The organism is Mariniphaga sediminis, from assembly GCF_003573545.1.
Classification (GTDB): domain Bacteria; phylum Bacteroidota; class Bacteroidia; order Bacteroidales; family Prolixibacteraceae; genus Mariniphaga; species Mariniphaga sediminis.
Map to the genome: position 1 here is coordinate 320,612 of NZ_QWET01000004.1, position 24,522 is coordinate 345,133.

Consider the following 24,522-nt stretch of genomic DNA (forward strand, 5'->3'; position numbering starts at 1 on the left):
TGATTACAGGTCGCCCTTTTTTTATATAATCCTCTTTGATCTATTCCCCAAAAAAATGTGCGAATCATTCCAAACGCGCGGAACAATTTATCTTTCAATTTGTTTTACCTTTATACAGAATAAAAAACAAATTCAAACTTTCTAGGATGTACACAGCCACAAATCTTTTACAAAGCCACTTTTATTAACAATAATATATCAAACAATTAAAATTTATAACCTTTTATAACATTATTATGAGAAAGATTTACCTGCTTTTATTAATCATGATTTATTCCTCCGCTCTCATGGCACAAGACTGCCCCGGAGATATCGTGGTTAACAACGATCCAGGCATCTGCGGAGCCGTCGTAGATTATGCCGCGCCTTCTCCGGCAGGAGCCACCGTTACCCAGATTGACGAAAGTGGCCTCACCAGCGGCGACCAGTTTCCTGTCGGAGAAACCCTTCAGGAATATGAACTTGATTACGGCATAGGAGGAAAAGATACATGCAGTTTTACCGTTACGGTAAACGATACTGAAGCGCCTTTGCTTAGCTGCCAAAACATTTCAGTTAACAATGATCCGGGCGAGGCCGGGGCTGAAGTAACCATCCCTGTTCCGTATCATAACAATCCGGCAGTAACAGAGACTGTTGATGTGCTTCTCTTGTATGCTGACTATGATTCGTATGCCCAGGATGTTAAAGCCAAATTGCTGGGAACGGGAAATTTCTCAACTGTGCATACTTTTAATATAAGTAGCAGAGTTCCTGAGTTAGAAGGCTTGCTGGAATTTGATGTAATTATGCTGTGGAGAAATGGATCCTTCCCTGATCCGGAAGCGCTGGGCAATGTTTTAGCCGGGTTTGTGGATGCAGGAAGAGGATTGGTTATGGCCGGCAATGCCCTCTCCGATATATCTTACCTGGCAGGGGCATTTGAGACAGATGAATACGGAGTTATTGTTCCGGGTTACATTCAATACGGGGGACAAGCATACCTGGGAGATGTCCATCTTACCAGTCACCCGTTAATGAACAGCATCACATCTTTCGACGGTGGCCTCCTGAGTTACAGGTCGATCTCCAATGCCATTACTCCAGGTTCCTACAGGGTAGCAGACTGGACCGACGGGAATCCGTTAATAGCTGCAAAAGAAAATGTTGGTGCATCCAATGCCCGGCGCGTAGACCTCAACTTCTTTCCCCCTACCGTAACCGATCATGGAAGGGTCCCCTGGGATGTAAATACTGATGGCGATTTAATTATGGCCAACGCCATTCTATGGGTTGCCGGTGCACCCATTGCCTACGACAATTGCGGCCCCGTGGAATTTTCCAATAATTTTAATGCATCTACTTCCCCCTCCGGATATTATCCGATAGGTTCCACATCTGTTACACTAAATGCTACCGATGAAGCGGGGAACACTTCTACATGCAACTTCACCGTTACAGTGGAAGATATTGACCCTCCTGTTGCTATTTGTAAAAATATTTCTGTTGTTCTCGATGAAAACGGACAGGTCACAATTGAGGGATCCGATGTGGACGGTGGGAGTACCGATAATCATGCTATTGCAACGTATGAATTAGATACGAATACTTTTGATGACAGCATGCTGGGAGAAAACACCGTGGTTTTAACAGTTATTGATGAAGCAGGAAATAGTTCTACGTGTACAGCGACAGTTCAGGTTTTTGACAATAATCCTCCTGACATTGTTGTTCAACCAATCGAAGTAGCTCTGGATAATACCGGAAATTATGAATTGACCCTGGAAGATCTGAAGGAAATGGCTGAAGGTACAACTGACAACGGCACATCTTTCGACAATCTGAAATTTAGCGCTTTCCCAACAACATTTGCTTGCGAAAATGTGGGTGAAGAAATAAACGTAAGACTAACGGTAGAAGATGAAAGTGGGAACAGTGACAAAAAATGGACCTCAGTCACCGTAGTTGATATTATTCCACCAACTGTTGTTTGCCAAAACATTGAAGTGTATCTGGATGAAAATGGGGAAGCTTCCATTACACCTGAAGAAATAAATGTAAGTGGAGAAGGTGGAAGCTACGACGCATGTGGTATTGCGTCACTCGAACTGGATAAAATGGCTTTTGGCTGTGAAGATACAGGAGAGAATAATGTAGTCCTTTCTGTTACTGACCACGGTGGTAACACCGGCTCCTGCACTGCAATTGTTACAGTAAAAGATACCTTTCCGCCAGTATTTGAACCGGTGGCTGACATAGTTGTGGAAGTAGAAACGAATATCACCGAAACAACTATTGATTATCCGAATATTGTAGTGACAGACAACTGCTCCGTTACTCTGGAGCTTACAGAGGGTTTGGGTCCCGATGGGGTATTTCCCGTTGGTACCACAACTGAAACCTGGGCTGCCAGCGATCCAGCCGGGAACAGCATGACCCTTACATTTACCGTGACTGTTACACCGGTCAACAGCCCGCCGGTACTGGTAAACCCCATTGCCGACCAGGCTGTCAATGCTTCCTATGTACTCAAAGTACCGGTCAGACCGGAGTTGGGTGAAGTATTCGATGATGTTGACGGGGATGAACTGACAATCAGCGCCATGCTCGAAAACGGGGACCCGCTGCCGGCTTGGGCGGAAATGGTGGATGATTCACTGGTATTTACCCCGCTTATTGCAGATACTGGTTGTGTTTCCATTATAGTTAAAGCTACCGACCCCGACGGTGCAGCTGCTGCAGACACATTCCAACTCTGCGTGGACGGATACCCGGTAAGCTCTCCTGCAGTGGATGCAGCGGCCCTGAATGTTACCCTCTATCCTAATCCAACCAGGGACAGGGTAAACATTGAAGTGCAGAACAGCATTTCAGGCCCTGCTGAAATATCGGTTTTCACCATGGACGGAAAACGGATTTTACAAAGAAACTATACAGACAACCGGCGGATCTCTTTCAGCATGAAAGAGCATGTTTCGGGAATGTACTTTGTTAAACTCAATATGCAGGGAAAGGAAATTGTTAAAAAGCTTGTCCTGAACAATAAATAGAACAAGATAAGTTCCAGTAAAAAGGGGCGGCTGATAATCAGCCGCCCCTTTTTTATTTCTTTTATGTTATGAAATTATGCCTGAGCTGTTGGCCCGCCAAAATTCATCGGAGGCATGCCACCATGATCCGGACCTGATTTGATGTTTTTAATCGGCCCGTGAACAGCTTCAAACTTTTTAATGTTATCCTGCAAGGCAAGCAACAATCGTTTGGCATGTTCCGGTGTCAGAATTACCCGCGACTTAACGTTCGCCTTGGGAATTCCGGGCATAATACGTACAAAATCAACTACAAATTCTGAACTGGAATGGGTTATAACCGCAAGGTTGGAATAAATACCCTGGGCCACTTCTTCACTCAATTCAATATTCAATTGTTGCTGTTTTTGCTTTTTTTCATCCATAACATTACTCTGTTAATCGTTCTTTTTCATATCAATCAACCGATCATATTCCTCTTTGGAACCCACAATCAGATTTTTGTATTCTTTCAGACCGGTGCCTGCAGGAATAAGATGACCACAAATCACATTTTCCTTCAGACCGTCAAGATAATCGGTTTTACCGTTAATCGCCGCCTCATTCAATACTTTCGTTGTTTCCTGGAACGACGCTGCCGACAACCAACTCCGGGTTTGCAATGCAGCTCTTGTGATTCCTTGCAAAATCTGGCTCGATGTTGCGGAAATAGCATCCCTTGCTTCAACCAGTTTTTTATCCTTCCTTCTCAGCTGAGAATTTTCATCTCTCATCCTACGGGCGGAAATAATCTGACCGGCCTTCAAACCTTCGGCATCACCCGGTTCAATAACCACTTTCTTATTCCAAATCCAGTCATTCTCCGAAATAAACTCGTTTTTATCGACAATCTGTTTCTCAAGGAAACGGGTATCACCCGGATCATCAATCTCAACCTTACGCATCATCTGACGAATAATCACCTCAAAGTGTTTATCGTTGATTTTTACCCCCTGCATTCGGTAAACATCCTGTACTTCATTCAGAATATATTCCTGCACTGCTGTGGGGCCTTTAATCCCTAGAATATCGGAAGGTGTGGTTGCTCCATCGGAAAGTGAAGTTCCCGCCCTGATATAGTCATTTTCCTGTACCAGGATTTGTTTTGAAAGCGGGACAAGATACTTTTTCACATCACCTGTTTTCGAAGTGATAATGATTTCACGGTTACCGCGTTTGATCTTTCCGAGAGAAACTTCACCGTCAATTTCAGAAACCACTGCCGGGTTAGAAGGGTTACGTGCTTCGAAAAGCTCTGTTACACGTGGCAAACCACCAGTGATATCGCCTGCTTTACCAGCAGCCCTTGGTATTTTCACCAAAATTGTCCCAGCTTTTACTGCTTGTCCTTTCGATACAGCAATATGACCACCTACAGGAAGGTTATACGAACGAATCATTGATCCGTCTTTATCCATAATCTTCAGGGTAGGATTCTTGGTTTTATCCCGGGTTTCGATAATTACTTTCTCACTGTAACCAGTCTGCTCATCCGACTCTTCACGGAAAGTGATACCTTCAATCAGGTTTTCAAATTCAATTTTACCATCGAATTCAGTAATAATCACACCATTAAACGGATCCCACTCGCAAATCAACTTCCCTTTCCTTACTTCTTCTCCATTTTTCACATACAGTTTCGAACCGTAAGGAATGGCATGTGTTGACAGTGGAATTTTAGTGTTTTTATCTATTACTTTAAGCTCTGCCAAACGACTGACCACTATATTGATAGGGTTGCCGTCTTCCCCTTTTAACTCAACAGACCGCAGTTCTTCGATTTCAACATAACCATCGTAGCGGGCTTCAACAGTAGATTGTGCCGAAATATTCCCGGCAATACCCCCAACGTGGAAGGTACGCAATGTTAACTGTGTTCCCGGCTCACCGATTGACTGTGCTGCAATAACCCCTACTGCTTCACCTTTCTGCACCATTTCGCCTGAGGCAAGGTTACGTCCGTAACATTTTGCACAAACACCGACTTTCGATTCGCAGGTTAGTACCGAACGAATTTCAATACTTTCGATGGGAGAATCTTCTATCTTTTGAGCAATATCCTCTGTTATTTTATCTCCCGATCTGATGATAAGGTCGCCATTAAGCGGGTGATATATATCGTGTACCGAAGTCCGCCCCACAATTCTGTCGAAAAGTGAAGCCACTATTTCCTCATTATTTTTAATGGCTGCAGCCACAATACCACGCAATGTTCCGCAGTCTTCTTCCGAAATAATAACATCCTGAGCCACATCCACCAAACGCCGGGTAAGATACCCGGCATCGGCTGTTTTAAGTGCCGTATCAGCCAACCCTTTACGGGCTCCGTGAGTTGAAATAAAATATTCCAGTACCGACAACCCTTCCTTAAAGTTAGCCAGAATCGGGTTCTCTATAATTTGAGACCCGGTAGAGCCAGACTTTTGTGGCTTTGCCATCAATCCCCTCATTCCGCACAACTGGCGAATCTGTTCTTTCGAACCACGGGCGCCGGAGTCGAGCATCATATAAATGGAATTGAACCCTTGCTTATCGGTACTGAGTGTTTTCATTACCGACTGGGTAAGCCGTGAGTTAGCATGTGTCCAAATATCGATTACCTGATTGTAACGTTCGTTGTTGGTAATGAATCCCATGTTATAGTTGGAAATCACTTCCTCTACCTCTTCGTAGCCACCACCAACGATTGTTTCCTTATCTTCAGGAATAATAACATCATCGACATTGAAAGACAAACCACCACGGTATGCCATATGATATCCGAGATCCTTAATTGCATCGAGGAAAGCCACAGTTTCAGCATTTCCACATCTTTTGAACACATCGGAAATAATTGAACGGAGCGATTTTTTTGTAAGTAACTGGTTAATATATCCCACTTTACGGGGAACGTACTCATTAAACAGTACCCGTCCGACTGTCGTTTCAATTATATGCTTAAAGTAATCGCCGTTTTCATCCACGTCTTCTACTTTCACCTTGATGATAGAATGAAGTCCGATGGCCCTTTCGGCGTATGCAATCATCACTTCTTCCGGAGAATAGAAAGTCATTCCTTCCCCTTGTGATCCCTCACGTGGTTTGGTCATGTAATACAATCCAAGAACCATATCCTGGGAGGGTACCTGGATGGGCGCGCCATTAGCCGGGTTCAGCAGGTTATGTGAAGCCAGCATCAACAATTGCGCTTCCAAAATAGCCGCATTTCCCAACGGGAGGTGAACAGCCATCTGGTCGCCGTCGAAGTCGGCATTAAATCCGGTACAAACCAGCGGGTGCAACTGAATAGCTTTTCCCTCAATCATCACCGGCTGAAAAGCCTGGATTGATAAACGGTGCAGAGTGGGCGCACGGTTCAGGAGAACCGGATGTCCCTTCAATACATTTTCAAGAATCTCCCAAACTACCGGGTCTTTACGATCCACGATTTTTTTGGCAGACTTCACCGTTTTCACAATTCCTCTTTCAATCAGCTTCCTGATTACAAAGGGTTTGTATAATTCGGCAGCCATATCTTTCGGCAAACCGCATTCATGTATTTTCAACTTGGGGCCTACCACAATAACTGAACGGGCTGAATAATCCACACGTTTTCCCAACAGGTTCTGACGGAAACGCCCCTGTTTCCCTTTCAGGCTATCGGAAAGTGATTTCAGCGCCCTGTTATTTTCAGTTTTAACGGCATTCGATTTCCGTGAATTATCGAAAAGCGAATCAACAGCCTCCTGCAACATCCTTTTTTCATTTCTGAGGATTACCTCAGGTGCTTTAATTTCAATCAACCTTTTTAACCGGTTGTTACGAATAATCACCCTGCGGTAAAGGTCATTCAAATCGGATGTGGCAAAACGTCCGCCATCAAGCGGTACAAGTGGCCTCAAATCAGGCGGAATAACCGGAACAACTTTTACAATCATCCATTCCGGACGGTTCAGGCTTTTACTTGCCCTGAAAGCTTCTACCACCTGAAGGCGTTTTAGCGCTTCGTTTTTCCTTTGTTGCGACGTTTCAGTATTTGCCTTATGCCTTAAAGTATAAGACAAATCATCCAAATCAAGCCTGCTCAAAATTTCGTACAAAGCTTCAGCCCCCATTTTTGCGATGAATTTATTGGGATCCTCATCGTCAAGGAACTGATTGTCTTTAGGCAAGCTATCAATAATATCGAGATACTCTTCTTCTGTAAGGAAGTCAAGTTCTTTAATCCCGTCAATGGACTTTACCCCTGGATTAATTACCACATACCTTTCGTAGTAAATAATTGAATCCAGTTTTTTTGTTGGCAAGCCGAGGAGGTAACCTATTTTATTCGGCAACGAACGGAAGTACCATATATGTGCTACAGGAACCACCAGGGCAATGTGCCCCATTCTTTCGCGGCGAACCTTTTTCTCAGTTACCTCAACTCCACAGCGGTCACAAACAATTCCTTTATACCGGATACGCTTGTATTTCCCGCAATGGCACTCGTAATCTTTCACGGGACCAAAAATACGTTCGCAAAACAAACCGTCCCGTTCTGGCTTATAAGTTCTGTAGTTTATTGTTTCGGGTTTCAAAACTTCACCATACGATCTTTCCAGAATCTCTTCGGGAGAAGAGAGGCTGATTGAAATTTTCGAGAAACCACCTTTTGCTTTGTTATCTTTTCTGAATGCCATAATTCTAATTAAAAATCATTATAACAGAACCAAAATCACATGAAGAAAGACGACTATTCCATCTTTATGCTGAGTCCCAAACCTCTAAGTTCGTGTAGCAACACATTAAGCGATTCCGGAATACCCGGTTGTGGCATTGGCTCTCCTTTCACAATGGATTCGTAAGCTTTTGCCCTTCCCATCACATCATCTGACTTAACGGTAAGGATTTCCTGGAGTATGTGCGATGCACCAAATGCTTCCAGCGCCCAAACTTCCATTTCCCCAAATCTCTGTCCACCAAATTGTGCTTTACCACCCAACGGCTGCTGGGTAATGAGAGAATAAGGGCCAATAGAACGGGCATGCATTTTGTCTTCCACCATGTGCCCCAGCTTCATCATATAAATAACTCCCACTGTTGCCTGCTGGTCGAAAGGTTCACCGGTTTCCCCGTCATGAAGATTCGTTTTCCCAAAACGCGGCAAGCCGGCTTTATCGGTATATTCAGATATTTCTTCAAGGGAAGCGCCGTCAAAAATAGGTGTCGCAAACTTGACTCCCAACTCTTTTCCTGCCCAACCAAGCACTGTTTCATAAATCTGTCCGAGGTTCATCCTTGAAGGAACCCCCAGTGGATTAAGAACAATATCAACCGGAGTACCGTCAGCTAGAAACGGCATATCTTCCTGGCGAACCACCCGCGAAACAATCCCTTTGTTCCCGTGTCGACCTGCCATTTTATCCCCGATCTGCAGCTTCCGCTTCTTGGCAATAAATATTTTGGCTAACTGAATAATACCAGCTGGCAATTCGTCTCCAATGGTCACATTATATCTTTCACGCCGCGCAAAAGCTTCCGCTTCTTTGTGCTTCATGATATAATTATTGATTACCTTGAAGATCAAATCGTTCTTCTGCTTATCTGTTGTCCATTTCGAAGGATTCACCGACAAATAATCGATTTCCTGAAGTTGTTTCAATGTAAACTTCATTCCTTTGGAAATGACTTCAGTACCGTAGTAATCTTTTACTCCCTGAGAAGTTTTTCCACTTACCAGGGTAAACAGCTTGTCTTCTAAACGGGTCCGCAGAGCAGCAATTTCACGATCAAAATTTTCATCTATCTGATCGAGTAACGTTTTGGTAGCTGTTTTGCCTTTTTTGTCTTTGGCAACGCGTGAGAATAATTTTTTGTCAATAACAATACCCGAGAGCGAAGGGGATGCCTTTAGCGAAGCATCTTTCACATCTCCTGCCTTGTCTCCAAAAATAGCACGCAAGAGTTTTTCTTCAGGCGACGGGTCAGACTCTCCTTTCGGTGTAATTTTTCCGATAAGAATGTCTCCCGGTCTCACATCAGCTCCAATTCGGATTAAACCGTTTTCATCGAGGTTTTTGGTAGCCTCTTCACTTACGTTTGGAATGTCTGATGTAAACTCTTCGAGTCCCCGTTTTGTATCTCGTACTTCAAGACTGTATTCATCCACATGAACCGATGTAAAAACATCTTCGCGAACAATACGTTCTGAAATTACAATGGCGTCCTCGTAGTTATATCCCTGCCAGGGCATAAAAGCAACCATAAGATTTCGTCCGAGCGCCAGTTCTCCTTGTTCGGTGGCATATCCCTCAGAAAGAATCTGACCTTTTGTAATCCTTTCACCTTTATGCACAATCGGCTTCTGATCAACAGTGGTCCCCTGGTTGGTTTTAGTATATTTCGGCATCACATAGGTGACTACTTCAGGATCGAAACTAACGAAACGGTCGTCATCAGTCACGTCATAACGGACAATTATTGTAGTAGCATCTACATATTCAATAATACCGTCACCCTCGGCCTGAACAAGTATTCGTGAATCAGCAGCAGCCCTGGCTTCCAAACCGGTACCTACAATCGGTGACTCGGGGCGGAGCAACGGAACTGCCTGACGCATCATGTTGGATCCCATCAGTGCCCGGTTGGCATCATCGTGTTCCAGAAAGGAAATAAGGGAAGCGGCAACCGATGCGATCTGGTTTGGCCCAACGTCCATCAACTGCACTTCTTCTTTGTCGACAAGTGGATAATCACCGTCGAGCCTGGATTTCACTTTGGAGTTTACAAAATGCCCGTCAGCATCAATGGGTGCGTTTGCCTGAGCAATTATCTTATCTTCTTCTTCTTCGGCAGTAAGGTAAACAGCACCTTCATCTGAGAGGTCCACTTTACCATTTTCTACTTTTCTGTATGGAGTAGAAATAAAGCCGAGATCAGTAATTTTGGCAAAAACACATAAGGAAGAGATCAAACCAATATTAGGTCCTTCCGGAGTTTCAATCGGACAAAGCCTTCCGTAGTGTGTGTAGTGCACATCCCGCACCTCAAAACCAGCTCTTTCCCTTGATAAACCGCCAGGCCCCAAAGCCGACATACGACGTTTGTGGGTCATCTCGGCAAGAGGGTTCGTCTGATCCATAAACTGCGAGAGTGCATTGGTACCAAAGAAAGAGTTGATAACTGATGAAAGGGTTTTCGAGTTTATCAAATCGATAGGCGTAAACACCTCGTTATCGCGTACATTCATTCTCTCACGAATAGTACGGGCCATACGGGCCAACCCAATTCCAAACTGGTTATACATCTGCTCGCCAACCGTACGCACACGGCGGTTACTCAGGTGGTCAATATCATCCACATCGGTTTTCGAATTTACCAATTGAATGAGGTACCGGATAATCTCTATTATATCCTCTTTGGTTAACACCCGGATGTCTGAATCGACATTCAGTCCCAACTTTTTATTGATCCTGTAGCGACCCACTTCACCAAGGTCATACCTTTTATCAGAGAAAAATAATTTATCAATTACATCCCGTGCCGTAGCTTCATCCGGCGGTTCGGCATTCCGCAACTGCCGGTAAATGTGCAATACGGCCTCTTTTTCAGAGTTACAGGGATCTTTCTGCAATGTATTGTAAATGATAGCAAAATCCTGCTGCCGCTGGTCATCTTTGTGCAACAAAATCGTTTTTACACCTGATTCAATAATTTCATCGATGTGATCATCTTCAAGGACCGTTTCCCGATCGATGATTACCTCATTCCGTTCAATAGAAACTACTTCACCGGTGTCTTCATCTACAAAATCTTCAACCCATGATTTCAATACACGGGCAGCCAGTTTCCTTCCTACTACTTTTTTCAAGCCGGTTTTGGAAACTTTCACTTCATCGGCCAAATCGAAGATTTCGAGAATATCTTTATCACTTTCGTAACCGATAGCCCTCAAAAGCGTGGTGACAGGCAATTTCTTTTTCCTGTCGATGTAAGCGAACATCACGCTGTTGATATCGGTTGCAAACTCGATCCACGATCCTTTGAAGGGGATAATACGGGCCGAATAAAGTTTTGTACCGTTAGCATGTAAGCTTTGGCCAAAGAAAACGCCCGGCGACCTGTGCAATTGCGAAACAATCACCCTTTCGGCACCATTAATGATAAACGTTCCCTTTTCGGTCATGTACGGCACTGTTCCAAGGTACACATCCTGAACCACGGTATCGAAATCTTCGTGTTCCGGATCTGTACAATACAGCTTTAGCCTGGCTTTCACCGGCACACTGTACGTTAAACCACGCTCAATACATTCGTAAATAGAATATCGGGGCGGATCAACCTGATAGTCAAGAAACTCCAGGACAAAATTGTTCCGAGTATCCGTAATCGGGAAATTTTCCTCGAATACACGGCTCAATCCTTCCTCCTTCCGCTTTTCAGGCGTGGTGTTTAACTGGAAAAAATCTTTAAACGATTTAATTTGTACTTCTAAAAAGTCAGGGTAATCAAACCTGGTTTGTGTTGAGGAGAAATTAATCCTCTCGATTTTTGTATTAACTGCCATGTATTTATACAGGTTTAATATATAAAATATAAATACACAAAAAGGTTTAGAATCCTGCTTTGCAAGATTCTAAACCATACAACCTTTTAAAAAGGTCTTGATTGCGATTATTTAACTTCAACTTCAGCTCCTGCTTCTTCCAACTGATTTTTAAGGGCTTCTGCCTCATCTTTGGATACTTTTTCTTTAATTGCTTTCGGAGCTTCATCAACTACTGCTTTGGCTTCTTTCAAACCAAGACCAGTAAGTTCTTTAACGAGTTTAACAACTGCCAGTTTTGATTGACCGGCTGCTTTCAGAATCACGTCGAATTCAGTTTGTTCTGCTGCGGCTTCTCCTTCTGCTCCACCGACAGCAGGGCCAGCAACTGCAACTGCTGCTGCAGCTGGCTCAATGCCATATTCGTCTTTCAGGATTCCAGCTAATTCGTTAACCTCTTTAACAGTCAAGTTTACCAACTCTTCTGCAAGCTGTTTTAAATCTGCCATTTTTATTTGTTTTTATTAAAGATTTCTAAAAAAATTATTCTCTCTCTTTCAGTGTTTCAAGAACACCGTGAATTGTATTACCACCCGACTGCAATTGTGAGAGTACTGTTTGCATCGGTGATTTTAAGAGGGCTACAACATCGGCAATCAACTCGTTTTTCGATTTTACTGCTATCAGCGCGTCGAGTTGGTTCTCTCCCATATAAACTGATTCTTCCACAAATGCGGCCTTCAATAAAGGCTTTTTATGCTTTTTCTGGAATTCTTTAATCAGTTTTGCAGGAACATTTCCGTTCTCAGCGAACATTACCGAGGTATTCCCCTTGAGTGCATCGTAAAGCTCTTCGGTATTCTTTTCCGAACTTTCGAGGGCTTTACGTAACAGAGTGTTTTTCGCAACAACCAGTTTTACATCTTGTTTAAAGCATAGTCTCCTTAAATCGCTGGTATCAGCAGCATTTAAACCACTAATGTCAGTCAGGTAAAAATGGTTGTACGAATCGATCTGATTCTTTAGGTTATCAATAATAACTTTCTTTTCTGTACTCTTCATTTCTCCTTTGTTTTAGTCAGCGACTGACTTGGGTTCAACTTTAATACCAGGACTCATGGTACTGGAGAGATAGATGCTTTTGATATAAGAACCTTTAGCGGCTGTTGGTTTCAACTTAATAATGGTATTGATAAACTCTACAGCATTTTCTTTTATCTTTTCGGGAGTAAAAGAAGTTTTACCAATAGAGGTGTGTACAATACCAAATTTGTCTACTTTAAAATCAATCTTCCCCTGTTTTACTTCGCTCACTGCTTTACCAATCTCCATGGTAACAGTTCCGCTTTTAGGGTTTGGCATCAGACCACGAGGGCCAAGAATACGCCCTAACTGACCAACTTTCCCCATTACTGGAGGCATAGTAATTACTACGTCAACGTCGGTCCATCCGCCTTTGATTTTATCAATATAATCGTCTAATCCAACATAATCCGCTCCGGCCTCTTTGGCTTCGTCCTCTTTGTCAGGAGTAACCAAAGCAAGCACCCGAATCTCTTTTCCGGTTCCATGGGGTAACGAAACTACGCCTCTAACCATCTGGTTAGCTTTTCTTGGGTCCACTCCCAATCTTACATCAATATCGACGGATGCATCAAATTTAGTGAAGGTAATATCCTTCACCAACTGAGCTGCTTCTTCGATGGAATAAGATTTTCCCTTTTCGAGTTTATCAAGAGAAGCCTTTTTATTTTTCGTAATTCTGCCCATCCTTAAAAGATTTTATTTTTGTTATTTGAATGGTGAAGCACCTTTTACGGTAATTCCCATACTTCTGGCAGTTCCAGCCACCATTTTCATTGCCGATTCAATAGTAAAACAATTCAAGTCAGACATTTTTACTTCAGCGATTTGTTTTACCTGATCCCAGGTAACAGCGCCAACTTTACTGACATGTGGTTCTGATGAACCTTTTTTTACTTTTGCTGATTCGATCAACTGGACGGCTACGGGAGGTTGTTTTATAATGAAGTCGAACGACTTATCGCTGTAAACAGTAATAATAACCGGTAACAATTTACCGGCCTGGTCTTGTGTTCGACCATTAAACTGTTTACAAAACTGCATTATATTAACTCCCTTGGCACCTAATGCTGGTCCCACCGGTGGTGACGGATTGGCCGCCCCACCTTTGATTTGCAATTTAATTAATCCAGCAACTTCTTTCGCCATAATAAATTAATAAAAGCGTTACTATTCCTTCTCAACCTGCATGAAGCTAAGTTCTAAAGGAGTTTTACGTCCAAAAATCTTCACCATCACTTGCAGCTTTTTCTTCTCTTCATTGATTACCTCAATGGTTCCGTTAAAGCCGTTGAATGGTCCATCGATTACTTTTACGGTTTCTCCCACTACGAACGGAATATTCAATTCCTCTCCGGTTTCAGCAAGTTCATCCACTCTTCCCAAAATTCTGTTCACCTCATTGGTCCTCATTGGTACAGGGTCCCCACCTTTGGTGTCGCCAAGAAACCCAATTACATTAGGCACATTTCTAAGTATGTGTGCCACTTCACCAACCAATGTAGCTTCAATAAGAACATAGCCAGGGAAAAAGTTTCGCTCTTTACTGATTTTTTTACCGTTCCGGATTTGATAAACCTTTTCCGTAGGTATTAAAACCTGTTCAACAAAACCCTTCAAATCTCCATTAGCGATTTCGTTTTCGATATATTCTTTCACCTTTTTCTCCTTACCTCCTATCGCACGAAGAACATACCATTTATTTGTTGTGTCGCTCATTATGATCTAAGGATTTCGATTAATAAAACAATCCATAAACAAAACTCATTACGTTCCTGAATGACAGGTCCATAACGAATACTAAGAGTGATATAATAAAGGAAGCAACCATTACAACCAATGCACTGCTTTGCAGTTCTTTCCAAGTAGGCCACGTAACTTTGTGAACAAGTTCATCGTAGGCATCCTGTAAATATACTTTTAACTTCATTTTAGTTTGTAGTTATTTCTGTACGGAAGGTAAGAATCGAACTTACTAAAAAACAAAAACTCCCAGACTGAGCTTCTTCCGTAAACAATCCCGGACCGCAGCCCGGGACTGTTATATTTTTAACAGATAATGCCTGTTATTCAACAATTTCCGTAACCTGACCTGCACCAACAGTACGTCCACCTTCGCGAATTGCAAAACGCAAACCTATGTTGAGAGCAACCGGGTAAATCAGTTCTACCTGAATTGACACGTTGTCACCGGGCATTACCATTTCACGTCCTTCTGGAAGGTGAATTTCGCCGGTAACATCAAGGGTCCTCAAATAAAACTGCGGACGGTATTTGTTGTGGAACGGAGTATGGCGTCCACCTTCTTCTTTTTTCAATACATACACCTCAGCTTTAAACTTGGTGTGAGGAGTAATAGATCCGGGTTTAGCCAAAATCTGTCCGCGTTTGATCTCTTTTTTGTCAACCCCACGAAGCAACAGCCCTACGTTATCACCAGCCTGTCCGTCATCAAGTATCTTACGGAACATTTCAACCCCTGTACAAACAGTCTTACGTCCTTCTGCGCCTAAACCAATCAACTGCAGTTCGTCGCCAGTATGAACCATACCTGTTTCAATACGACCGGTTGCAACTGTTCCACGTCCGGTAATTGAAAATACATCTTCAACCGGCATCAGGAATGGTTTGTCAACTTCACGAGGAGGAAGTGGAATCCAGCTGTCAACTGCATCCATCAATTCCATAATTTTTTCTTCCCATTCAGGTTCACCGTTCATTGCACCAAGTGCAGATCCCTTAATTACAGGAGTATTATCACCGTCGAATTCATAAAAATCGAGTAATTCCCGAATTTCCATCTCAACGAGTTCCAGTAATTCTTCGTCGTCAACCATATCAACTTTGTTCATGAAAACGACCAATTTCGGTACGTTTACCTGGCGAGCCAAAAGGATATGTTCACGGGTTTGGGGCATCGGGCCATCAGTTGCGGCTACTACAATAATAGCGCCGTCCATCTGAGCCGCACCCGTAACCATGTTTTTCACGTAGTCGGCGTGACCGGGACAGTCAACGTGAGCATAGTGCCTTGAAGCAGTCTGATACTCAACGTGAGCAGTGTTAATTGTAATACCCCTTTCTTTTTCCTCAGGAGCATTGTCAATAGAATCGAATGATTTGATTTCGGAAAGGCCTTTTTTGGCCAATACCATTGTAATAGCTGCTGTCAGGGTAGTTTTGCCATGGTCGACGTGGCCAATAGTACCAATGTTGACATGGTCTTTATCCCTTACGAATGTTTGTTTAGCCATAACTCCAAATTTTAATTATTATCTAAATTAATCGAGCCGAAGACGAGAATTGAACTCGTGACCTCATCCTTACCAAGGATGCGCTCTACCCCTGAGCTACTCCGGCTTTTTAAGCACACAAAGAGACCGGAGTTAAAAGCTACGCTTAAAACTCCAATCTCGTTTTGAGCGGGAGACGGGATTCAAACCCGCGACCCTTAGCTTGGAAGGCTAATGCTCTATCGACTGAGCTACTCCCGCAATATATTTCACGCAAAATGCGCTGCAAAATTACAAAATTTAATCAAAAACAGCTGACAATCTTTTTTACCATCCCGAAATTCAAAGAGCAAAACAGATAAAAAACCGGCCTCTCATCATTTCAAAAAATAAATAAAAAGTGGCGTAACGTGTTAAACTACTTTAAATTCAGATGTTTCTGAAACGCCCCTAAAAAGGGTGTGCAAATGTAAAAATATTATTTTAAAAATCTAAAAAACTACTTGTAAAAATTAATATTTATTTGTTCTTGAGTTTTTCTTTAAACTTTCCGAGCTGTTTACGAATGGCATCAATAGCCAAATCAGTAGCTTCCTCAAAAGTATCAGCCTGCTTTTTCGCAAATAAATACCCATTGCCCGGTATCGATACTTTTATTTCTGAAATTTTGTTCCGCGCAGTTTCGGGTTTCAAAACTCTCAATGTTACTTCAGCATTAATGATACCATCAAAAAAGGTATCGAGCTTATTCACTTTTTTATTCACAAAATCCTCCAGCCTTTTATCGGCTGTGAAATGAACTGAATTAATAATAATTTCCATAGTAACACTTTTTAGTTAACCCCTTGGATGGGCTTGTTTGTATATATCATGCAATTTCTCAAACGTTGTGTGGGTGTAAATCTGTGTAGCCGATAAACTGGAATGTCCAAGTAATTCTTTTACTGCATTCAGATCAGCGCCTTTATTAAGCAGATGAGTAGCATAAGAATGCCGCAATACATGTGGGCTCTTCTTTTCAAGCGATGTAACCATCTCCAGACTTCTTTTTACAACCCGGTATATTAATTTTTCGTAAACCGGCTCTCCTTTTTCAGTTACAAGTAATGCATCGGGGGTATATCCAACTTCCCTGTTCCTTATTTCAAGATACTGTTGCAACAACGGATTAATGCTTCTTGGATAAGGAATAATCCTTTCTTTTTGCCGCTTACCCAATACCTTAATCAGGTATCCTTTCATATCAAAACTACTTTCTTTCAGTTTTAATAATTCTGCCAGCCTGATTCCCGTACCATATAATAAGGTTATAATCAACTTATCTCTTACCCCTCTAAAATCATCCGAGAAGAAACCGTCATCAAGCAAATGGTGCAGGTTGTTTTCCTCCACAAAACCGGGTAATTTCTTTCTGATTTTGGGAAGGGGAAGATTGATAGCAGGATTCGTTTCTACTCCACTGGTTTCAGCGTTTTTCATCAAGAACCTGAAATATGCTTTAATGGTAGAAACTTTTCGGTTTACCGACCTGGGAGTATATCCTCTCTCCATTAAACTCACAATCCAATTTCGAACCAGCTTGGTATCTACCCTCTTAACATCAAATTCCCCGACCATTTCTGTGCAAAATAACACGAATTGATCGAGGTCTTTCTTGTACGCTATAACCGTATGCGAAGAGTTTCTCTTCTCATACTTTAAATAGTTAATAAACGATTCCTGATAATTCATTCACCTTCTTAACTAACTCCACCAGGAACCAAAAAACCTTCTTAGTCTTCCTGGCGTTGTAACTTCTCTATATAAGCCGCCTTTTTAACCTCTTCCCTTCTTTTAATCGAAGGTTTTGTAAACTTCTGACGTTCACGTAATTCCTTAATAACGCCTGTTTTTTCAAATTTCCTTTTGAACCTCTTTAGAGCCCTTTCAATATTTTCGCCCTCTTTTACCGGAATAACAATCATTTTCTACACGGTTTTAAAAATTGAGGCGCAAATTTAGAAATTATTCACAGCAAATCAAATTTAAAAGAAAAAAATAATAATTCCTACCGGCCTTGTTCGTTTTAAAGATTTTTAACGACAGGTAAGATAGGGCAACAAATTTACAAAAGTGGCTGTATCAATGAGCCCGGCTTTGAGTACCTGATCATTGGAAATAAACGGTCCGTTCTTTTGCCGGTAATTCAAAATGGCCTCCACATGAACCTTATTAAGATAAGGATGGCGCAACAACCCGGGGAAATCCACAAAATTTATTCGTATTTTTTCTACCTTCATTGTGTCGGTAAAAATGTTCTCTTTTATCGAAAGAAATGTTTCCTCCGGGAAACCATACACCTCCATCAACTGGCTTACAGAATAATATCCACCAAGTAATTCGCGGTATTTCAAAATTCGGGAGGCAAAAACAGGACCTACTCCCTTTAAACAGATCAGTTGCAACGAGTCAGCAGAATTCAATTCTATAAGTAATGGTGGCGAGGAGTTCTCTTCTTCCAATGCAATTTCCTCCGGTTTTTCCCGGATCAGGATATGAGGTTTAACCAATGCAAAAATCGCTGAGTCGATACCATAGATTTTCATTAAATCTTCGGGACGGGAAAAATCCCCACCCTTTTCCCGGTATTTCAAAAGGTTAGAAACTTGAAAACGATCAAATCCAAAACGTAACAACTCCTCTGCATTTGCCTCGTTTGGGTCAAAAGTCCCGCTAATAATTACAGGATCTGCCTGCTCTTTTTTAACCACTGACGGAGCATTTTTTTCAGGAATCGCAATAAATGGTTCAATCAGGGAAAAAATACTGTCGTTCATTCCATATAGTTTCCTCACATCGGAAGGCTTTTCAAATTGCCCACCGGCTGCACGGTAACTCAACAGGTTCCTTTTCACAAAAGACGGGATGCTCAGCGAGTCAAGCTTTTCTTTGGAGACAGTATTGGGGTTGAATTCAAATAATGAATAAAATTCAGGTATGTCAGAATTTTGACCTTCCCATTTTTCAAGCGCCTGCTCAAACCCGGAAAAATCATTGGGTGTTTTAATTTCAATATGATCCACTACAAAATGGGCAATGAAAACCAAACCAATTAAAACTCCCAAAATAATTACTGCATTCCGGTCTTTTCTCGAAAAATTAAAATACTCTTTAAACAATTGCCTGAAGGGTTTCTCCATACGCATTGTTTTTTATGAAAGTTTTATCAATCCCACTCCCTGAAGAAAAATGAAAGCAATGGCTAACGGAGCCATATATTTAATAACAAACATATAGAACGGTAAATATCGCGTTTTTAATTTCCCGCCATTAGACAACTCATTACCTGCCTTCTCCCGTCCATAATACCATGCGACGAAAATAACGATAAAAAATCCGCCCAGCGGTAACAAAATATTTGCAGAAGTAAAATTCATAAGACCAAAAACAGTAAAACCGAATAGTTTTACATCGGCCATTGAACTGGTTGAAAGCACGCACATAACTCCCAAAATAGACACTGAAGATGTTGCCAGCAAGGTAGCTGCTTTTCTTCCAAGTCTTAACTCTTCAACAAAAAAGGCCACAATCACCTCCAATACAGAAATGGTAGAAGTGAGTGCAGCTACTCCCAGCAAAATAAAAAACATAAGGGAGAAAAAATAGCCGCCTGGCATTTGCTGGAAAATGTTTGGAAGGGTAATATAAACTAATCCTTCACCAGATCCGGGTTCAATATTAAAAGCGAAAACCGCAGGAAATATAGCCAGGCCGGCAAGAATGGCAATGAATGTATCGGCAAAAGCAACCGAAACAGCCGTTGATCCGAGGTTATCCTTTTTTTGAATATATGAACCATACGTCACCAACGTCCCCATCCCAATACTCAGTGAAAAAAAAGCCTGCCCCAACGCTTCAAGGATGGTAGAGGTAGTTATTTTACTAAAGTCGGGTTTAAAAAGAAAAGATATTCCTCCTGATGCCCCCGGAAGAGTTACGGCTCTCACTACCAAAACAATTAACAAAAGCAATAGTACCGGCATTAAAATTTTGGTATATTTCTCGATTCCCTTTTGAACACCTGACATTATAATTAGTGCCGTGAAACTCATAAAAACAAAAAACCATAATAACGGGCGCCAGGGACTTCCTATAAAAGAGAAATACATGTCATTTAACTGCCCCGAAGACAATCCTTCAAATCCATTTATAATTGACTGAAAAATATACTCAAGGGTCCAGCCTGCCACAGCAGTATAAAAAGCCAAAATCATAAAAGCTGCCACAACCCCCATTATTCCAATAAGATACCAGGGCCTGCCGGGTGCCAGTTTTCGGAACGAGCCAAAAACATTACGCTGAGCACTGCGCCCAATAGTAAATTCAGAAAGCATCACCGGAATGCCTATTAACAGAACAAATCCGAGATAAATAATTAAAAAAGCAGCTCCTCCGTTTTCGCCGGCAACATATGGAAAGCGCCAGATATTACCCAACCCGATAGCCGAACCGGCAGTAGCTGCAATGACGCCAAACCTGGAACCAAAAGAGTCGCGCTCAGAAGGAATATTAGACATAAGTAGCCAGTGTTAAATTATTTACAAATGCTCTGTTTTTCTTTTAATCTATCATAAAAACGGGGCTAAAAATGCAAAAAATAATTCAACCTTTATGAGTATTTGACTAAAAAGTGTTTGGTTTTAAAACGGATAACCAATGGCAAAAGACACATTAAAATCATCGCCGGTATATTTCCGGTGCCCTATTATCCATCCGTTATGAGCGCTTTGAGAAGGGTCGCGTAACTTCATACCTACGTCAAGCCGGAAGATAAAATAATTAAAATCGAACCGAAACCCGACACCGGTTCCCAGGGCCAGCTGCCGGTAAAATTTATCGAACTCAAATTGTGCCCCCGGACGATTGTCTTTCTCATTGATTGCCCAAACATTTCCTGCATCCGCAAAAAGAGCCCCCTCCAAAAAGCTGATCAGCTTAAAGCGGTATTCCAAATTTGCCTCCAGTTTGATATCAGACGACTGGTTGGGATAAGCATTGGCCGGCCCCCGGTATGTCCCGGGTCCCAGCGAACGTACCTGCCATGCCCGGATACCATTGGCACCTCCTGTAAAATATTTCTTCTCAAACGGTAAAACATCAAAATTACCATAAGGGAAACCAACTCCCAAAAACGCTCTCCCCACCAAAGCATTATATTTATCGATAATATATCCGTACCGGAATTCCAAATCAGACTTTATATATTGAGCAAATCGCGTATTCAACACCTTATAATATTCTGAGAACCCCAGTCCGATAGTATCAACTACCTGATGAACAGGCCTGTTTAAAGTCTCCGACAGTAAATAAAGTAAATTACCTGCTGACTCTACATTGAAACGGAGGTACTTATAATTTTGAAGGCTACCTATTTTTTGGGTGTTGTAAATAAATGAATAGTTGGTTGCCAAAATAAGGTGGTCGGTAAAACTACTTTTAATATATAAATCTTTGATAAGTTCAATAAAACCGGGATCGAACTGGTAAAGATCAACCATATTAAAATCCAGTAGATTCCAGGTATGTTTCCGGTATTCAGAAGTCATCCAGTCGTAACCAAACTTGATATTCGAGATAGTACGGGTATATTCAGGGCGCCTTTGGTAATTGTAGCCCAGCGTAAACACGGTTTTAGGTAAAAAATTACGAAAGGCGCTTACTGCCTGTCTTGGCCCCAGTATTTTAGGAAAGGAAAGTGTCGCCTCCGTGCCAATTTCACGGGTATTAAAATACTCCGGCGCATTATCAGCCATCCTCTGTTGGCGCTCCATGGCCCCTTTCAAATTCAGCTGCAATACTTCAGCGCCGCGAAACATGTTCCGGTGCCGATAATTCACATTACCCGCCACACCAAAATTTCCGGAAGTATTTGTTCCCTCAATATCAAATGAAACGCCCTGCTTGTCCAGAGGTGCCAGACGAATGTGACAGTCAAGTAAATTCGTATCTCTCAGCATATCGGATTTGACAAACTGAATATCAATGAAGCGGAACTGTCGCAAACGGTTAAATGCATCGAAAGTATAACGGGCGTCATCCAGCCGGTACAATGAATCGCTTCCCATCCGCAGAAGGTTTCGGAACAGGTTGGGACGGTAACGAATCTCGGGACTTAAATACAACGTGTGATCTTCCCATCTTAGCGTGTCTGAAAAATGCCCGAAACTACTTTGAGGAGAAGATACCGGGACAGAACCGGGCAAAACCGAAATATAAAAATGATTCAGATAGTGTGGCAAAAACTTCCGTGGCTCTTCCTGACCGGGATTGCTTCCTATATAAAGATCCAGCAAGATTTCTTTATCTACCCTGGTACTGTCTGCAAGGTAGCTTACGTCATCTTTTGTAAAATAAAAATATCCTTTGTTTTTATATAAATCCACAATGTTTGACCGCTGTTTCTCAAGCCTGTCAAAATCGAATGATGTACCCGGCCTGATAAAAGCTTTGGTGGAGTCTCTAAAGAAAAGAGTTTCAAGAGCAGAGTCGCCAAAATGGTAATTAATTTTGCTGATTTTATACTGATCCCCCGTCTTGATTTTATACCTGATATTTGCTTTCTGTTTCTTGTCTTTAAAGTTTACCTCCGTATCAACCGTGGCTCTAAAAAATCCTTTGTTTCCTAAATACTGTTTCAACTGGTTTTCTGAGGCGTCAACCAGAGTTTCATCAAAAACCTCGGGAGGTTCGCCAATCCGTTTCAGCCAACTATTTGTATTCTTTTTCGAAGACAAATTATACAGCCACAAATGGAACTTGGCAAATCCCAGGATTTTATAGTTTTCTTTCTGCCTGATGTGCACCTTTGCTTCGTCCTTATTTATTAACTGATTATCGACTTCCACCTCTACTTTATTCAGCAGGTAGCGGTTTTCGGGAACGAACTTCACCGGCGAACAGGAAAAAAAAGAAACAATCGTGGCAAAGACAATCCATTGCACGAAGACTGATAAATATCGTATCGCTTTATTACCCAAGACGCTTGTTTTAATTTCAGCAAAAATAATGAAGTGTTTTAGAAGGAAACAGTAAATTTGGAACATTTATTACTGGGAATTCAATCATTTTTATGATTAGCAAAAATAAACTGAAACAGATAAAATCTCTCTCCCTGAAGAAATTCAGGCAAAAAGAACAATTGTTCCTGGTGGAAGGCGACAAAAATGTACTGGAAGTATTGCACTCACCCATCCGTGTGCAGGAACTTTATGCCACTGAAACTTTTCTAACAGCTCATACGGGAAGCTTGTCCGGGGCGAAACAAGTAAATGAAGCAACCCAGGAAGAAATAAAAAAAGCCAGCCTGCTGAAACAACCTCAAAATTGTTTAGCCATTTGCGAAATTCCTCCTGCCGGAGAGTTACCGCAAAAACCGGAAGGACTTTCACTCTTTCTTGACGGAATTCAGGACCCGGGCAATTTGGGAACTATCATCCGGACCTGCGACTGGTTTGGCATGGAATACCTGTTTTGCTCGCCCGACACAGCCGATGTTTTTAATCCAAAAGTAATCCAAGCCAGCATGGGATCGTTTTGCCGGATAAAAACAGTTTACACTCCGTTTGACACTCTTGCCGGTCTGTTTAACCAGACACAGATTCCGGTTTACGGAACTTTTTTGGAAGGGAAAAATCTTTATACCGAAAATTTTCCAGTTAGCGCATTAATTGTTTTGGGAAACGAAGGCCGTGGAATACGCGCTGAAATAGAAGAAAGAATTGATTTCAAGCTGAATATTCCTTCCTTTAACCATAACAGCCGCCGAGCTGAATCACTCAATGTTGCGGTAGCGGCCGGGATTATTTGCAGTGAATTTAAAACTCACTCAAAATGAAAACTAAGGGTAAAGATATTGGAGCGCAGCTCCCTGATTGCATTCGAATAATATTGCCTTTGTTCTAACGGAGGATCGTTTATCAGGTTGTTAATACCAAAGCTCATTTTAGCTTCTACCGAAAATCGGAAAAAAGCAAAGTAATGATCCCAGCCAGCTCCCACTTCGGCATAAAAACCCCCGTTTTTTAATCTCACTAAATCTTCCTTTCCTGTCCGGCTGATATCATGCCGGTAAGCAGGTCCGAAAATAATGTAAGGACGGTCATTATTAATCCGGCGTGCTTTGTATTTTATGAGCAACGGAAAATCAAGAAAAGTAGATTTGATGGAATAATATTGAAGCGGCTGGTAGTAATCGGTTTCCCAAACCGGAATATTATATAATAACTGGCGCTCACCAAATGAAAGTCCCGGCAGAAAGCGCAGATTTAAATCCTTTGTCAGCCGCAGGCTGGAAACAATTCCAACTGTAAAGCCAGGAATGAGTTCAGCCACATCAGCCCGGACGTAATGGTCGCCTGTAATTTGTTCTTTATCAAGTTGCCATACAGTAGGAACAAAATCAGGATTATTCCCAATAGGATTGTAATGCGCCAATCCAAAATCAAGCGTATTTACACCAAGAGAAAAACCAAAATGAATCAGCTTATCGTCGAACGTAGTCATGTGGTTCACCTTTTGCTTTTGGGCAAAAACCGACAGGACAATGAGTAACAACAATATGGTAATAAAAAAATTTTTCACCTGACTTCGTTCATTCCGTTCAATTTTCAAACAA

At 42.0% G+C, this 24,522-nt stretch carries 19 protein-coding genes and 2 tRNA genes; 2 read left to right on the forward strand and 19 right to left on the reverse strand.

Annotated elements, in window-relative coordinates:
• Positions 1–236: 236 nt before the first annotated feature.
• The gene (locus tag D1164_RS07355) at positions 237–3,029 is read left to right on the forward strand and encodes an HYR domain-containing protein (RefSeq protein WP_119349306.1); all 2,793 of its coding nucleotides are present in this window, start codon (positions 237–239) and stop codon (positions 3,027–3,029) included.
• A gap of 74 nt (positions 3,030–3,103) precedes the next feature.
• Here D1164_RS07355 and D1164_RS07360 read toward each other — a convergent pair whose 3' ends face one another.
• From D1164_RS07360 to tamL, 18 genes are all read right to left on the reverse strand, one after another.
• Positions 3,104–3,433, reverse strand: coding sequence for a DUF3467 domain-containing protein (locus D1164_RS07360; protein WP_119349307.1), 330 nt, complete (start codon positions 3,431–3,433; stop codon positions 3,104–3,106).
• A 12-nt stretch (positions 3,434–3,445) separates the two neighbouring features.
• Positions 3,446–7,708, reverse strand: a complete 4,263-nt coding sequence (gene rpoC / locus D1164_RS07365; protein WP_119349308.1) for a DNA-directed RNA polymerase subunit beta' — start codon at positions 7,706–7,708, stop codon at positions 3,446–3,448.
• A 53-nt stretch (positions 7,709–7,761) separates the two neighbouring features.
• Positions 7,762–11,574, reverse strand: coding sequence for a DNA-directed RNA polymerase subunit beta (gene rpoB, locus D1164_RS07370; RefSeq protein ID WP_119349309.1), 3,813 nt, complete (start codon positions 11,572–11,574; stop codon positions 7,762–7,764).
• Between the two features lie 107 nt (positions 11,575–11,681).
• Complete coding sequence (rplL, locus tag D1164_RS07375; protein ID WP_119349310.1) at positions 11,682–12,062, reverse strand: 50S ribosomal protein L7/L12; 381 nt, start codon at positions 12,060–12,062, stop codon at positions 11,682–11,684.
• A 34-nt stretch (positions 12,063–12,096) separates the two neighbouring features.
• Complete coding sequence (gene rplJ / locus D1164_RS07380) at positions 12,097–12,615, reverse strand: 50S ribosomal protein L10 (protein ID WP_119349311.1); 519 nt, start codon at positions 12,613–12,615, stop codon at positions 12,097–12,099.
• Between the two features lie 12 nt (positions 12,616–12,627).
• Positions 12,628–13,323, reverse strand: a complete 696-nt coding sequence (rplA, locus tag D1164_RS07385) for a 50S ribosomal protein L1 (protein WP_119349312.1) — start codon at positions 13,321–13,323, stop codon at positions 12,628–12,630.
• A gap of 21 nt (positions 13,324–13,344) precedes the next feature.
• A complete protein-coding gene (gene rplK / locus D1164_RS07390; protein WP_119349313.1) occupies positions 13,345–13,785 on the reverse strand; it encodes a 50S ribosomal protein L11 in 441 nt (146 codons plus the stop codon).
• 21 nt (positions 13,786–13,806) lie between these two features.
• Positions 13,807–14,355 carry a transcription termination/antitermination protein NusG gene (gene nusG, locus D1164_RS07395; RefSeq protein ID WP_119349314.1) on the reverse strand — a complete coding sequence of 183 codons (549 nt, stop codon included), beginning with the start codon at positions 14,353–14,355 and terminating at the stop codon, positions 13,807–13,809.
• A gap of 19 nt (positions 14,356–14,374) precedes the next feature.
• Positions 14,375–14,566 (reverse strand): preprotein translocase subunit SecE, encoded by a 192-nt coding sequence (gene secE / locus D1164_RS07400; RefSeq protein WP_119349315.1) that lies wholly within the window; start codon positions 14,564–14,566, stop codon positions 14,375–14,377.
• A 136-nt stretch (positions 14,567–14,702) separates the two neighbouring features.
• Positions 14,703–15,890 carry an elongation factor Tu gene (gene tuf / locus D1164_RS07405; protein WP_119349316.1) on the reverse strand — a complete coding sequence of 396 codons (1,188 nt, stop codon included), beginning with the start codon at positions 15,888–15,890 and terminating at the stop codon, positions 14,703–14,705.
• A gap of 34 nt (positions 15,891–15,924) precedes the next feature.
• Positions 15,925–15,996, reverse strand: a tRNA-Thr gene (locus D1164_RS07410).
• Positions 15,997–16,057: 61 nt separating this feature from the next.
• A tRNA-Gly gene (locus D1164_RS07415) sits at positions 16,058–16,130 on the reverse strand.
• Between the two features lie 258 nt (positions 16,131–16,388).
• A complete protein-coding gene (gene hpf / locus D1164_RS07420; RefSeq protein ID WP_119349317.1) occupies positions 16,389–16,691 on the reverse strand; it encodes a ribosome hibernation-promoting factor, HPF/YfiA family in 303 nt (100 codons plus the stop codon).
• Between the two features lie 15 nt (positions 16,692–16,706).
• Complete coding sequence (locus D1164_RS07425) at positions 16,707–17,600, reverse strand: tyrosine-type recombinase/integrase (protein WP_119349318.1); 894 nt, start codon at positions 17,598–17,600, stop codon at positions 16,707–16,709.
• A gap of 41 nt (positions 17,601–17,641) precedes the next feature.
• Entirely contained in the window at positions 17,642–17,833 is a 192-nt protein-coding gene (rpsU, locus tag D1164_RS07430) for a 30S ribosomal protein S21 (RefSeq protein WP_119349319.1), read from the reverse strand.
• A gap of 111 nt (positions 17,834–17,944) precedes the next feature.
• A complete protein-coding gene (locus D1164_RS07435; protein ID WP_172594374.1) occupies positions 17,945–19,048 on the reverse strand; it encodes a helix-hairpin-helix domain-containing protein in 1,104 nt (367 codons plus the stop codon).
• Positions 19,049–19,060: 12 nt separating this feature from the next.
• On the reverse strand, positions 19,061–20,425 hold the full coding sequence (locus D1164_RS07440) for a sodium-dependent transporter (RefSeq protein ID WP_119349321.1): 1,365 nt from the start codon (positions 20,423–20,425) through the stop codon (positions 19,061–19,063).
• 123 nt (positions 20,426–20,548) lie between these two features.
• Positions 20,549–22,885 carry a translocation and assembly module lipoprotein TamL gene (tamL, locus tag D1164_RS07445; RefSeq protein ID WP_172594375.1) on the reverse strand — a complete coding sequence of 779 codons (2,337 nt, stop codon included), beginning with the start codon at positions 22,883–22,885 and terminating at the stop codon, positions 20,549–20,551.
• 92 nt (positions 22,886–22,977) lie between these two features.
• On the opposite strand from tamL, the gene D1164_RS07450 reads away from it, so the two are divergent.
• Positions 22,978–23,742 (forward strand): TrmH family RNA methyltransferase, encoded by a 765-nt coding sequence (locus D1164_RS07450; protein ID WP_119349323.1) that lies wholly within the window; start codon positions 22,978–22,980, stop codon positions 23,740–23,742.
• Here D1164_RS07450 and porT read toward each other — a convergent pair.
• On the reverse strand, positions 23,730–24,518 hold the full coding sequence (porT, locus tag D1164_RS07455; RefSeq protein ID WP_119349324.1) for a type IX secretion/gliding motility protein PorT/SprT: 789 nt from the start codon (positions 24,516–24,518) through the stop codon (positions 23,730–23,732). The two genes, D1164_RS07450 and porT, sit on opposite strands and share 13 nt — an antisense overlap.
• Positions 24,519–24,522 lie beyond the last annotated feature (4 nt).